Origin of the sequence: Bradyrhizobium genomosp. I (2014) (assembly GCF_000261685.1) — a bacterium.
In the GTDB taxonomy this organism is placed as follows: domain Bacteria; phylum Pseudomonadota; class Alphaproteobacteria; order Rhizobiales; family Xanthobacteraceae; genus Bradyrhizobium.
On sequence record NZ_AJQE01000419.1, the window covers coordinates 1 to 12,584 of the forward strand.

Annotated in this window: 13 protein-coding genes; 4 read left to right on the top strand and 9 right to left on the bottom strand. The window is 65.2% G+C overall.

The features are described 5' to 3' along the window. Nucleotides 1-423 precede the first annotated feature (423 nt). A complete protein-coding gene (locus tag IC50_RS36415) occupies nt 424-1,383 on the bottom strand; it encodes an N-carbamoyl-D-amino-acid hydrolase (RefSeq protein ID WP_035716369.1) in 960 nt (319 codons plus the stop codon). A gap of 273 nt (nt 1,384-1,656) precedes the next feature. On the opposite strand from IC50_RS36415, the gene IC50_RS36420 reads away from it, so the two are divergent. Both IC50_RS36420 and IC50_RS36425 read left to right on the top strand, forming a co-directional pair. After that, entirely contained in the window at nt 1,657-1,881 is a 225-nt protein-coding gene (locus IC50_RS36420) for a hypothetical protein (RefSeq protein ID WP_035716371.1), read from the top strand. A gap of 156 nt (nt 1,882-2,037) precedes the next feature. Then, nucleotides 2,038-2,364, top strand: a complete 327-nt coding sequence (locus IC50_RS36425; RefSeq protein ID WP_035716373.1) for a hypothetical protein — start codon at nt 2,038-2,040, stop codon at nt 2,362-2,364. Between the two features lie 115 nt (nt 2,365-2,479). On the opposite strand, the gene IC50_RS36430 is transcribed toward IC50_RS36425, so the two are convergent. The 8 genes from IC50_RS36430 to IC50_RS36465 are packed head-to-tail and all read right to left on the bottom strand — an operon-like array spanning nt 2,480 to nt 10,231. Further along, entirely contained in the window at nt 2,480-3,226 is a 747-nt protein-coding gene (locus tag IC50_RS36430) for an SDR family NAD(P)-dependent oxidoreductase (protein WP_035716375.1), read from the bottom strand. A gap of 51 nt (nt 3,227-3,277) precedes the next feature. Further along, nucleotides 3,278-4,240 (bottom strand): carbohydrate kinase family protein, encoded by a 963-nt coding sequence (locus IC50_RS36435; RefSeq protein WP_035716377.1) that lies wholly within the window; start codon nt 4,238-4,240, stop codon nt 3,278-3,280. A gap of 32 nt (nt 4,241-4,272) precedes the next feature. After that, complete coding sequence (locus IC50_RS36440) at nt 4,273-4,965, bottom strand: L-fuculose-phosphate aldolase (RefSeq protein WP_035716378.1); 693 nt, start codon at nt 4,963-4,965, stop codon at nt 4,273-4,275. Nucleotides 4,966-4,984: 19 nt separating this feature from the next. Then, nucleotides 4,985-5,749, bottom strand: coding sequence for a hypothetical protein (locus IC50_RS36445; protein ID WP_035716381.1), 765 nt, complete (start codon nt 5,747-5,749; stop codon nt 4,985-4,987). Nucleotides 5,750-5,770: 21 nt separating this feature from the next. Beyond that, a complete protein-coding gene (locus tag IC50_RS36450) occupies nt 5,771-6,340 on the bottom strand; it encodes a peroxidase-related enzyme (protein WP_035716382.1) in 570 nt (189 codons plus the stop codon). Nucleotides 6,341-6,354: 14 nt separating this feature from the next. Further along, a complete protein-coding gene (locus tag IC50_RS36455) occupies nt 6,355-8,667 on the bottom strand; it encodes a molybdopterin-dependent oxidoreductase (protein ID WP_035716385.1) in 2,313 nt (770 codons plus the stop codon). After that, entirely contained in the window at nt 8,664-9,422 is a 759-nt protein-coding gene (locus IC50_RS36460) for a CoA transferase (RefSeq protein WP_035716387.1), read from the bottom strand. Before IC50_RS36460 ends, IC50_RS36455 begins: the two co-directional genes overlap by 4 nt. Further along, nucleotides 9,422-10,231 carry a CoA transferase subunit A gene (locus tag IC50_RS36465; RefSeq protein ID WP_081492596.1) on the bottom strand — a complete coding sequence of 270 codons (810 nt, stop codon included), beginning with the start codon at nt 10,229-10,231 and terminating at the stop codon, nt 9,422-9,424. Before IC50_RS36465 ends, IC50_RS36460 begins: the two co-directional genes overlap by 1 nt. Nucleotides 10,232-10,475: 244 nt before the next feature. Between IC50_RS36465 and IC50_RS36470 the strand changes: the two genes are divergently transcribed. Together IC50_RS36470 and IC50_RS36475 are read left to right on the top strand one after the other, a co-directional pair. Then, nucleotides 10,476-11,630: an ABC transporter ATP-binding protein gene (locus IC50_RS36470; protein WP_035716400.1), complete on the top strand. Its 1,155-nt coding sequence runs from the start codon at nt 10,476-10,478 to the stop codon at nt 11,628-11,630. Further along, on the top strand, nt 11,627-12,584 hold a 958-nt coding region (locus IC50_RS36475), incomplete at its 3' end, for an ABC transporter permease (RefSeq protein ID WP_193374186.1). The genes IC50_RS36470 and IC50_RS36475, both read left to right, overlap by 4 nt.

The window sequence follows — 12,584 nt, forward strand, 5'->3', positions numbered from 1 at the left end:
GTTTTCCCGGCCCCGTCGACGGAGCCGGAAACTTACAGGCGAGACGAACCTGACAGCGCCGCTCGTCCGCACGATGCCACGGGCTCACGGAGAGCAATCCGCCCTGCCCCTGACATCTCGTGCACGACGCTGCCGCGTCCACCGCAAGCCCGGCTCGCGAAAATGACGACCACATGATCGCCCCTCGAGGATGAGCCGGGATGGGCGACACATATGTCATTTCCGAATTTCGGTAAAGCGGAATATTTTCGCAGGAAGGGGTTGACGACGAGCGAAACAGCCGCGTCATCCCGGAGCGCGACGATATCACGAGCCATGACGCGCAATTGCGCATCTGAGAATCCATCTCACAGCATGTCTTGCAGCCCGAGGGATTCCGGGCTCGATGCTGCGCATCGCCCCGGAATGACGGGAGGGAGAGTGTCACCCCTTCGAGGACACCGGCGTCCCATCCGCCATCGTCGTAGCGCCCTTCCGCTCCACGATCATTCCATACGCATGTGGCTGGCGATGAACGTCGAAATTGAAGGTGGTGCGCTTGTAGGAGTTGCAGAGGTCGAGATCGCAGCGTGCCAGCGCGATCTCGTCGCCCTTGGTCGTGCAGGCCGCGACGATCTCGCCGGAGGGCGCGATGATGCAGCTGCCGCCGATATGGTCGACGCCTTCCTCGACTCCGGCTTTGGCGACGCCGACCACGAAGGTGCCGTTCTGGTAGGCGCCGGCCTGCATCACCAGATGATTGTGAAACAGCGAGAGATCGTCGTGCTCGGGCGCGGGCGGATTGTGCACTGGCGTGTTGTAGCCGATCATCACCATCTCGACGCCCTGGAGGCCCATCACGCGATAGGTCTCGCTCCAGCGGCGATCGTTGCAGATCGCCATGCCCATCACGCCGCCGAAGGCATCGACGACGCCGAAGCCGCTGCCCGGCTCGAAGTAGCGCTTCTCCAGGTGCTGAAACTCGCGCCACGGCTCGTGCTCGGCATGCCCGGGCAGATGGACCTTGCGATACTTCAGGACGATCGTGCCGCTCTTGTCGACGAGGATGGAGGTGTTGTAGCGCCTGACAATTCCGGCCTCGGCGGTCAGCTCGGCATAGCCGAGGCAAAAGCCGATCCCGAGCTCGCGCGCGAGCTCGAACAGGGCCTGCGTTTCAGGGCCCGGCATCTCGCGCTCGAAGAAGCTGTCGATCTCGGCCTGCTGCTCGAAATACCAGCGTGGAAAGAACGTGGTCAGCGCCAGCTCCGGGTAGACGATCAGGTCGCAGCCGCAAGCCCGGGCCTGGCGCATCAATTTCATCAGCCGCGCCATCACCGCGGTCCTGGTCTCGCTCCTCGCGATCGGGCCGAGCTGGCCGGCTGCAATCGTCACAAATCTCGCCACGCGTCATTCCTTCGCTTTTCCGAGTGCGTCGGGCCTGAGCCTATCCAGCGATGCACCGCACGCACAGGCCACCCCGACCCTTCGTCCTGATGCCACAATCAAGATCCGTGCCTACGGGTATCATCGTGCGGCGCCAGGCGCGCGCGCCGGAAACTCCGGGAACTTCGTTGCCAATCTGCAACGGTTCCCCGCGATCTGAAGCCGGACAAAACAAACTCCCATTCCGGCCACGAACCGCTCTCACAACGCCGTGAGACTCTCAGGGGAACGACGATGCGTGCACAACGCGTTTGGAAAGTGAATGGGGCGGCCAGCATCGGGCAGCTCCAATCGAGGTTGGACGATCTGAACAAGCGTCTCGGTCAGCTCGAACATCAGCATCCGGACAGCTGGAAGCTGGAAGAGCTGAGAGCGTGCGCGCTCAACCTGTCGCGCGAGATCGACGACCTCCGCTGCGCCGAGGCGACGGCGACGTTGAGCGAATTGCTGCGGAAATAGCCGGCGCCCGCCGATTCGCACCCGGCGCGAGGAACCAAGTTCCGCCGCCGCAATTTCCATGCAGAGCATGGAGCAAGATCATGAGCAGGCACCTGACGCGAGCCCATCTCGCGCCATTTTGCGTTGTGAAGAAGCTGGCGCTGTGAGGGATTTGGCATGACGTCCGACCCCGAGGAGTCGGTGCGGCTGCAAGGCTACGGCGAGATGACGCTGCGCACCGCCGTCGAGACGCTGATGCGGCTCGCGCCGCGCGAGCGATGGGAGGCGGCCGTGTTCCGCGTCCGTGATGATGTGCGCCTGGCGCAAAGCGAGATCGCCGAGCTCGCATCGAGCTGGGGCATCGAGCCGGCGCCGAACGTGCGGTCGCCGAGACCGGCGTCGGAGCAACATTGGCCGGACATCGTTCGCGGCATGGTGCGCGAGGCACCGCTGCCGTCGCTGATGGTGGCTTTCCTGGTCGGGGTGCTGGTGGCGCGAAGGTAGGATCTGCCACAAATGCGTAGGCGACGCATGTCTTTGCGGAGCCTCCGCGACCATTTCGGCAAGCCTGTCGTTGGACTCGCCGAACTGGCGCGGCGGCAGACGGACCGGCATCGGCCTAACTGTAGAATATCCCCCCGTCCACATTGAGGGCCTGGCCGGTTACGAACGCGGAATCGTCCGACGCAAAGAACGCGACCGGACCGACGACATCCTCCGGTTGGCCGAGACGATGCAGGTCCGTGACCTTCTCGAAATAGGCAACCCGCTCCGGATCGCGGAGATTGTTCATGCCCATCTCCGTCACGATGATCCCCGGACATACGGCATTGACGGTGATGCCGTGGCCTCCGAACTCCATGGACGAGACGCGGGTGAATCCGACCACGGCTGACTTCGATGCCGCGTAGTGGGACTGTCCCGGACCGCCCGTTCGGGCGGCGAGCGAGGCGATGTTGACGATCCGTCCGTACTTGCGCTCCTTCATATGCGCCACCACGGCCTGGGTCATCTGGAAGACGCCGCGGGTGTTGACGGCGAAAGTCTGATCCCACGTATCGGTCGTCAGTTCGTCGATGGTCGCCAGCCTGAGTATCCCCGCATTGTTGACGAGGACATCGATGTGGCCGAGACCCTGCACGGCCTCGGCCACCGCCCGCCTGCAATCACCGATGTCGCTGACGTCGCCCAGCACCGGAATGCAGCGGCGGCCGAGCTTGCTGACCTCTGCAACGGTCTCGAGGAGGGCCTTCTCCTGGGCTGCGATGTCGGTCAGCACGAGATCGTATCCGCGCCTTGCAAGGCCAACGGCTATCGCACGGCCGATTCCGCGGCTTGCTCCCGTCACGATCGCATGTCGGGCCATGTTGCGTTCTCCCCTGTTGTTCGGATGAATTCTTGTGATGGCATGAAAAGGTCAGGCGCGAGCAGACTTGCGGACCGGGAGCGTGTTCATGGCCTTCACGGTCTCCTCGAACGATACGAGATTGGCGCCTGAACCCAGACCCGTCGCGACGATCGCGGCCGTCGCGGTCGCAAGCTTCGCGCAGTCGAGCAGGTCCCAGTCGCGGGCGAGACCGGCGATGAAGCCGCCCGTGTAGGAATCGCCGCATCCCGAGGTATCGCGGACCGCGACCTCGAATGCCGGCACCGTGAACTGACGTCCGTCGCGCGTCATCACAAACGATCCGTCGGCACCGAGAGAAATGGCGCAGGCCCCCGCTCCCTTGTCGATGAAGAACCGCGCGCACGCGGCGGGATCGTCGGTTCCGACCATGGCGCTGGTCTCGTCGATGCTCGGCATGAAGAAGTCGACATAGGGCAGCAACGGCTCGACCAGCGCCAGCGTTTCACGCCGCGCCTGGATGAGATCGAGCGTCGTCGTGCAACCAGCGGCCTTCGCGTCCTGCAGCAATGCAACGGAAGGCGCTCCGTCCATCGCAAGCAGGGAGCCAACCCCGCCGAGATGCAGAATCTTGCTCCGGCAGGCGGCGGTTTGCGTTTCGGGCGCGATCCGCCAGCGGGCGGACGCGCCCCGTGCGTGCATGACCGGACGCGAGCCGTCGGGCCGGATCGGCAGGATCGTGGCCGAGGTCGGACTGCCGGCCATCCGTTCCATGAGAGAGATGTCGATGCCTTCGCGCTCCAGCGCGTTCAGCATCCAGTCCGCCTTCTCGTCGGAGCCGACGGCGCCGACCGCGAGCGCCTTCAGACCGAGACGCGCGCAAGGAACAACCGTTCCGCCGGCGGTGCCCGCCACCGCGAGCCGAATTTCCTCGATCAGCAGGCGGCCGCCACCGGGCGGGATCTCGGTCACCGGGACCCCCAGAATGTCCAGAATATAAGTGCCGCAGACGCTGACGTCGTGAGAGTTAGCCATGATTTCTCGCAGACAGTGGTTTCGATCGTGATCTAGCTCGAACGCTGGGGAATCTTCGGCACGCCGTCACTATCGCGCAGGCCGTACTGCCCCCATCGCTTCAGGATGCTGTCGATTTCCTCGTCCGGCAGCAGCGGAGGAGAGCCAAGTTGAAGACAGCCGTGATACTGCTTGGCGAGCACCTCGACCTCCACCGCGAGCCACATGGCCTTGCGCAGGTTGGGACCGATGGCGATCAGCCCATGATGTGCGAGCAGGCAGGCGCGGCGATAGCGAAGCGCGTCCAAGGCCGCCTGCGACAGTTCGGCCGTGCCGTATTGCGCGTACGGCGCGCAAGGGATGTCGTTGCCGCCGGCCGCGGCGATCATGTAGTGGATCGCCGGGATCGAGCGATTCATGATCGCGATGATGGTGCAGAAGATCGGATGCGCGTGAACGACGGCGCCGACCTCCGGCTTCGATTTCAGGATGTCGAGGTGAAAGCGCCATTCCGTCGACGGAACGTTGCCGGCCGACGCGGTCCATGAGCCGTCCCACTTCATCGCCACGATGTCCTCGGGCTTCATGCGGTCGTATGGAAGACCGGACGGCGTGAGCAGGATGCCGCCGTCGGTTCGGACGCTGATGTTTCCGGACGTTCCCTGGTTGATGCCTTGCGCCGCCATCTCGCGACACGCGTCGATGATGGACTGACGAAGCTCGAGCTCCGCTTCGCGGCTGGTCATGCGCTGCTCCCATTCTCGTTCATGCGATTGCTCCGAGCTGAACCTGCCGGTCGACCAGCAGCCACGTCGTTCGCGCGACCGCCAGGACCTCCTGCTCCGAACTCAGCAAGGCGCTCTCGGCAAAGAGCTTGCGACCCTCCCGGCCGGTCGGCCAGGCCGCCACCACACAACGATCGCCGGGGCGGGGCCGGCGATCGATCCGCGCCGCCATGCGTCCGAGCAGGGCGGTTTCGTCACCGTTCAATCCCAGGTGACGGGCGCCGACGCTGCAATAACCGGTCGGGCAATCGAGAGCGGCCCAGACGAATTCGGGCGCGACATGGCCGTCCTCGCCGGACAGGCTGCCATGAGGTACCCAGGACGCCGCGAACACGACAGGCCTGCCCGGGAACGACCCCGCCTGCAGCGGACCTGCGAAGATCCGGAGACCGTCGCCATGGGCGCGGGCGGGGCCGCAGACGAAGCAAGTCGGAAGGTTGTGGGTCTGCTCGTCGTAAGGTGTTCTGCCGACCGCCTCTTCCGCGGCTTCGTAGCTCACTTTGGGAACGTCCGGCACATCGATGCCCGTTACACGCGCCGTCGCGAGCAGCCTGTCGTTCTCGCGCAACTCGATCCCGCCGTCGGCCCCCGTCAGGATGTCGAGCGCCCGCTCCAGCGGTGGCGGTGCGCGCAACGTCACCTCGGCACCTCCGGCGACGTGCCTTGCGAGACGTCCGCATACATAGCCCCCGTTGCCGGAGTGCGGCGGTCCGCGGAAGCGACTGTCGATGACAAGCGATACCATTGCAGTCTTCGTCCGAGGCGTTCAGCGTCCCATCGCGTAGAACTCGTGGTTCGGACGCATGCTGGTGACGTTGGCGAGGCGGTTCGACATGCCGAAGAATGCAGCGATGGCCGCGATGTCCCAGACGTCCTCCTCCGTGAATCCGTGTCCCTTGAGATCCTGGATGTCGGAATCGTCCACCTCATAGGCGCGCGCCGAGACCTTCATCGCGAAATCGAGCATCGCCCTCTGCCGGACGGTGATGTCGGCCTTGCGGTAATTGACCGCGACCTGGTCCGCGATCAGCGGATTCTTCGCCCGCACGCGCAGGATGGCGCCGTGCGCGACGACGCAATACTGGCATTGATTGGCGCTGCTGGTCGCCACCACGATCATCTCACGCTCGGCCTTGGTGATCGGGCCGGGCTTGTCCATCAGCGCGTCGTGATAGGCGAAGAACGCCCGGAATTCGTCAGGACGATGCGCGAGGGTCAGGAAGACGTTGGGGACGAAGCCGGACTTCTCCTGAACCGCCTCGATGCGCGAGCGGATATCCGTAGGGAGCTTTGCGATGTCGGGGACGGGAAAGCGGCTGATGGCGGGCGCAGACATGTTCCAAGCTCCTGTTAGACTGCCGCGAGCGCGACAAGCGTTTCCTGATAGGCCTCGAACGCATCGCGCCGATCGGCGGCGTGCGGCTCGACCCGCACCAGGCAGGTGTGAGCCGAACAGCCCTGGCCGAATTGAGACGTGCCGATATCGAGCGTGAGCACGTTCGGATTGCCGGCGACCTCGAGGCCGCTATTGCCTGTCGGCGTGAACCAGGCGCCGGTCGGGAGCACCAGCACGCCTTGGCGGACCTTGCCGGTGACCTCCGCGGTCGCAAGGCATTCCCCGCGGCCGTTCCAGATGCGGATCGTCTGGCCGTCGGCGATGCCGAGAGCTGCCGCGTCGTCGGGATGAAGGCGAGCCTGCTCACGGCCATTGCGCTTCATGGCCCGGCTCGATGCCCCGGTTTCGAGCTGGCTGTGAAGGCGGCCAGCCGGCTGGTGCGAGATGAGGTGCATCTGGCCGGCGTCGGCGGCGTTGCCGAGCCATTCAGCCGGCTCGATCCACGCGGGATGCGAGCGGCAATCGGCATAGTCCAGCCTGGCCAGCCTCTCGCTGCCGAGCACGATCTTTCCGCTTTCGGTCCTGAGCGCATGCGCCTCCGGCTCGTTGCGAAAGTCGGCCAGGAAGGTGTGCTCTGCCTTGACCGGGCAGCGGGCATAGCCGGCTTCCCAGAACGCATCGAAATCCGGCATCGCGAAGCCGAAGCGCTCCGAGGCGTCGCCGCGGCAGGCTTCGTAGAGATGCCGGATCCAGCCTATCTCGTCGCGGCCTTCGTTGAAGCGATCGGCCACTCCGAGCTTGCCTGCAATCGCGTCGAAGATCGCGAAGTCGGAACGGGATTCGCCCAGCGGCTCGATCGCCTTCTTCATCGCCAGGATGAAGTCGGAACGCCTGTTGCCGGCAATATCGTTGCGCTCGATCGACGTGGTTGCGGGCAGCACGATGTCGGCCCGCTGGGCTGTCGCCGTGAACATCGGGTCCTGCACGATGATCGTCTCGGGCCTCGTCCAGGCTTCCGACAGGCGATTGAGATCCTGATGATGGTGATAGGGATTGCCGCCCGCCCAATAGACCAGCCTCGTATCCGGATAGGTGCGAATCTCGCCTTCATAGCTGAATGGCCTGCCGGGATTGAGCAGCATGTCGCTGATCCGCGCCACCGGGATAAAGCTGTCGATCGGCCTGGTCAGTTGTGAGATAGCTGGAGACCTGCCCAGGTTGAGCGGGGCTCCTACGCCCCCCAGGGAAGCGTAGCCGTAGCCGACGCCGCCGCCCGGCAATCCGATCTGGCCGACGACCGATGCAAGCCCGAGCGCCGCCCAGAACGGCTGTTCGCCGTGATGGGCGCGCTGCAGGCTCCAGCTCACGGTCAGCATGCTGCGCGTGTCGACCAGGCGCCTTGCCAGCTCCGCGATCCTGTCCGCATCGAGGCCGCAGATGCCCGCGGCCCACACAGCCTCCTTGCGCACGCTATCCGTCTTGCCTTCCAGATAGCCAAGCAGGCGATCCGCGCCGCTGGTGCAGCGCGCGAGGAAATCGGTATCGTGCCGGCCCGCCTTCACGATCTCGCCGGCAAGGCCGAGCATCAGCGCAGCGTCCGTGTTCGGCCGGATCGGCCACCATTCGGCATCGACCCAGTCGGGCAGATCGTCCTTCAGGGGCGAGACGTGAATGACCTTGACGCCGCGCTCGACGATTTTCCTGAGATAGGTTTCAAGCCGGTGGCTGCCAATTCCTCCGGCCTCGTTTTGCGCGGTTCGCGGCGAGAGGGCACCGAACACCACCAGCGTCCCGGTGTGCTGCGCGATCGTGTCGAGCGTATTGGCGCGGCCGCCGCATGCGTCGTCGCTGCCGAGCGAGTGGCGCAGGATCACGGGACCCGCCGCGATGGAATAGGTGTCGACGTGCCTGGTGAAGCCGCCAACGAGATTGAGCATGCGCTTCAGAAGCGAAGACGCATGATGCAGGCGGCCGGAATTGGTCCAGCCATAAGACCCCGCAAAGATCGAGGCGTTGCCGAACGTGCCGGCGACGCGGCGCACTTCGTCGGCGACCAGCGTCGTCGCCTCGTCCCAGCTCACCGGCACGAATTTCTCCCGGCCGCGTCCACGGCGATCGCTTTTCTCGCGCTTGTCCAGCCAGCCGGAACGAACCATCGGCCGCAGCACGCGGCGCTGCGGGTTGGCCCATTCGGCAATGGAATGGATGATCGGGGACGGCGCGGGATCGTGCTCGAAAGGCTCCACGCCGACGATGCGGTCATCCTCGACCAGGATCGTGTACGCACCCCAATGACTGCAATGCGGGACCCGCTTGATCCTGCTCATGCGTCGACCGCCACGAGATCGCGCCGCATCTGCGCGGCGAATTCCGGATAGGTCTCGGCGAGCTCGTCGAAGACGCGGCCGCGGAGCAAGTCGAGCGTCGATCGATCGGGCAGCGCAGTGTGCCGCGGCTCGGCATCATGGGCGAACCGAAAGCCGGTCGCCTCCTTGATCTCCGCAAGATCGTGCCCGGGATGGACGCTCTCCAGCTCGAACCCCGGCCGCGTCTTGTCGAAGCGGAAGAGGCCCTTGCCGGTCAAGAGAGCAATGGGACCGCCGCTCCGGAAGACTCCCTCAGGACTGACGCCCGGAGCGCTGATAAAATCCACCTTCTCGACGAAGACGCGCGGGGTATGCTCCTCGCGGAAGAGGATGACTCGCGGCACGACGAAGTAGAGATAAGCCGACCCGAACGAGCCGGGCCAGCGCACGCTCGAGCGCGGATACTCCCCGGCCCCGACGAGGTTCACGTTGCCCGCGCCGTCGATCTGGCCGCCGCCGAGGAAGAACGCATCGATCCGGCCCTGGCCCGCGCAATCGAACAATTCCGCCGAACCGTTGGTGAAGAAATTGTGCTCGACAGAACCGAGGATGGAGATGCGTGGGCCGACCGCGCCGCCCGCTTGCTTCATTGCACGCAGCAGCATCGCGCCGGCGGCGGGAATGGGAGACGAGGCTCCGACCGCGACATGCCTGACGCCGTCGAGCAGCCGCGCGATCGTGCAGATCAGCACTTCGCGAGGGAGGACCTCGGCCATCACGCGGGCTCCATCTGCGCTCGGGCCATATAGGCCGAGAAGCCGTCGGCCGTTCGCGCGGCCTTCGCGTAGCGCGCGATCTCCGCGCTGTCGGCCGGGTATTCACCCCACAGACCGTAGGGCCACGCCCCCTTCGGAGCGCGCGCGACCGCCGTGACGTAGAGCGCCGGCAGCACGCCGGCGGCGCTCATCTCGTCGGCGAGCAGATTTTCCTCGACGACCCGTTCCACCGTGACCAGAACGATGTGCGAGGCGTAAGCCATCGCGGCAAGCTCGCGTCGCCGTCCGATCCAGACATTGCCGAAGCGATCTGCCATGGGCACGTGGAAGATCGTGACGTCGGGCTTGATGGCCGGAATCAGCACGATCGGATCGCCTCCGTCCGCCAGCGGATTGTCGACGACGCGCCAATCGTCGCGATGGCGGAGCAGGTCCGTTCCGATCAGCCCCCGGAGCGGCATGAAGGGACTGCCCTTCTGCGCCGCCATCAATCCGGCATGGATGGCTGGACAGGTCGCGTCCTTCAATCGAACGGCGCCTTCCTTGACCGCAGCGTTGAACCGGGGCGCTCCACCCGCCTCACCCAGCGAGACGGCGCTGGTCTCCACCGAGCGGACCAGACCCGCGCCGACAAGCTGGTCGACCTGCAATCCGCCGGTTGGCACGCAGACCAGATCGAGATCGCCCGCGCCACGCTCGATGATCGGCTGCGTCATGGCCATGGAGACGCCGGCATAGTCGACCGGCAGCGCCACGCGCATGCCCGGCTCGATGTGCTTCGCCATCACACGAGGCTCGCTCAACACCATCATCCCCCCTACCGTGTTCTATATTGTAGAACGTAATTCCAAATTTATGTTAGGCGGATTTCGACGACGCTGTCAATCTGGCTTCGCTGCGAAGCCTGTATTTGCAGGGCTCCCGATTGCGCGGCCGGTCGCGGGCGGCGCGCCATTGCGCCGCGAACGGTCAGCTCGACTTGACAAGACGGCGCGCTACGCCAACAATAATTGGAATATCGTTCTACAATATAGAACACGTTGGGAGGAAAGAATGGGTGAGCCCGCGGCTCAGCGCACGATGCGCTCCGGCGATGCGAACGGTCGGACATTGCCGACCGGCCGCCTCCGGGAACGCGACGCGATCGGATCGAGCATCGCCGTCCGCGACGCGGTGAAGACCTACGGCAGCTTTCATGCCGTCGACCGGATCAGCATCGACATCGAGCCCGGCGAATTCATCACGCTTCTTGGCCCCTCCGGCAGCGGAAAGACGACGCTGCTCAATCTCGTGGCCGGCTTCCAGAGCCTCGACAGCGGCGAGATCCTCGTCGACGGCAAGCCGGTCCACAACGTGCCCACGCACAAGCGCGGCTTCGGCATGGTGTTCCAGAGCTACGCCCTGTTTCCGAACATGACGGTCAGCCAGAACGTCGCGTTTCCGCTTCGCATGGCGGGCGTCGACCGAGCCACGGCGGATCGACGCGTCGCCGAAACGCTGGAGATCATGCGCCTGACGGAGCATGCGACGAAGTCTCCTTCCCAGATGTCGGGCGGACAGCAGCAGCGCGTCGCGATCGCCCGCGCCATCGTCAGGCGGCCCAAGGTCGTGTTGATGGACGAGCCGCTCAGCGCCCTCGACAGGCGGTTGCGCGAGCAGATCCAGATCGAGATCCGCGACCTTCACCAGACCATCGGCAGCACGATCCTGTTCGTCACGCATGATCAGGGCGAAGCCCTGACCATGAGCGACCGCATCGCGGTGCTCAACGCCGGCAGGATCGTTCAGATCGGCCGCCCGCTGGACATCTATCGACATCCGACCGATCGCTTCGTCGCCTCGTTCGTCGGCGAGAGCAATCTGGTCGAGGCGGAGATTCTGCAGAAACGCGGATCGACGCTGACGATGAAGAACCGTGCAGGATACGTGTTCAGCGCCGAAAGCCGGGACACGATCGACGTCGGGCGCGCAACCGTGCTCGTGCGTCCGGAACGCATCGCCGTGTCGAACGAGCCGACTGCGAATTCCACGCCCGTCAGCGTCACGTCCGCGATCTTCCTCGGCGAGATCCTGCGGATCGAGGCGCAGATGGAGGGCGGAGAACCGCTCCTGATCCGGTGCACCGACGTGGCCGACCGGCCCCTGCCGGCCGTCGGGGATCGCCTCCACGCGAGCTGGGGCGCCGCGGACTGCTGGGTGCTTGCATGACCTCGGCATCGATCGGCGCCCAGGCGGACCGCCCTGCGGATCTCGATCTCTTCAGGAGGTTGAAGGATCCGGCGCTGCTGCTCCTGCCCGCGCTTGCCTTCCTGGCCTTCATCTATCTCCTCCCGCTGATCGATCTCGTCCGTATCAGCGTGAGCGGGCCGTCGTGGTCGTCGTATTTCGCGCGGGTCTTCGCGATACCGCTCTATTGGGATTCGCTCGTCCGCACGATGCAGATCTCGGTCACGGTCGCAGGCCTGTGCCTGCTGTTCGGATATCCGACCGCGCTGCTCATTCACCGCAGTCGCGGCATCGCCCAGGTCCTGATCGCGACCGCGATCGTGCTGCCCTATTTCATTGCCATCCTGATCCGGACCTACGCCTGGATGGTCCTGCTCGGCCGCAACGGGCCGGTGAACAAGCTGCTGGTTTCGGTCGGCATATTGAGCGAGCCCGTGCAGCTTCTGTTCAATCGCGGCACGGTGCTTCTCGGCATGACCGCGGTGCTTCTGCCGTTGATGGTGCTGACGATCTATTCCAGCGTGGCGCGCCTCGACCAAAGCCTGACCCGCGCGGCGCTCGCGAGCGGCGCCGGGCCCATTGCGGCTTTCTGGCGCGTGCTGCTGCCGCTGACCTTGCCCGGCATGGGCGCCGGCTTCCTGCTGGTCTTCGTCGCCGCGATCGGCTTCTTCATTACGCCGACCCTGCTCGGGGGCCCCGGTGACCAGATGTTTGCCATGCATATCACCCAGCAGGCAGACTCGGTGACATCGGAGGGATTCCTGCAGGCCTTGGGCGTGGTGCTGCTGACGATCACATTGGCCGTGGTCGCGGTGGCCGGACGCTTCCTCGGCTTCGAGTTCATCTGGGGCGGCCGCAAGCTGACGGAGGCAACGCCGAAAGCCACGAACCGGCGGGCGGCAGGTGCCAGCGGCCGCAGTCTCGGCGCCTCGGCCG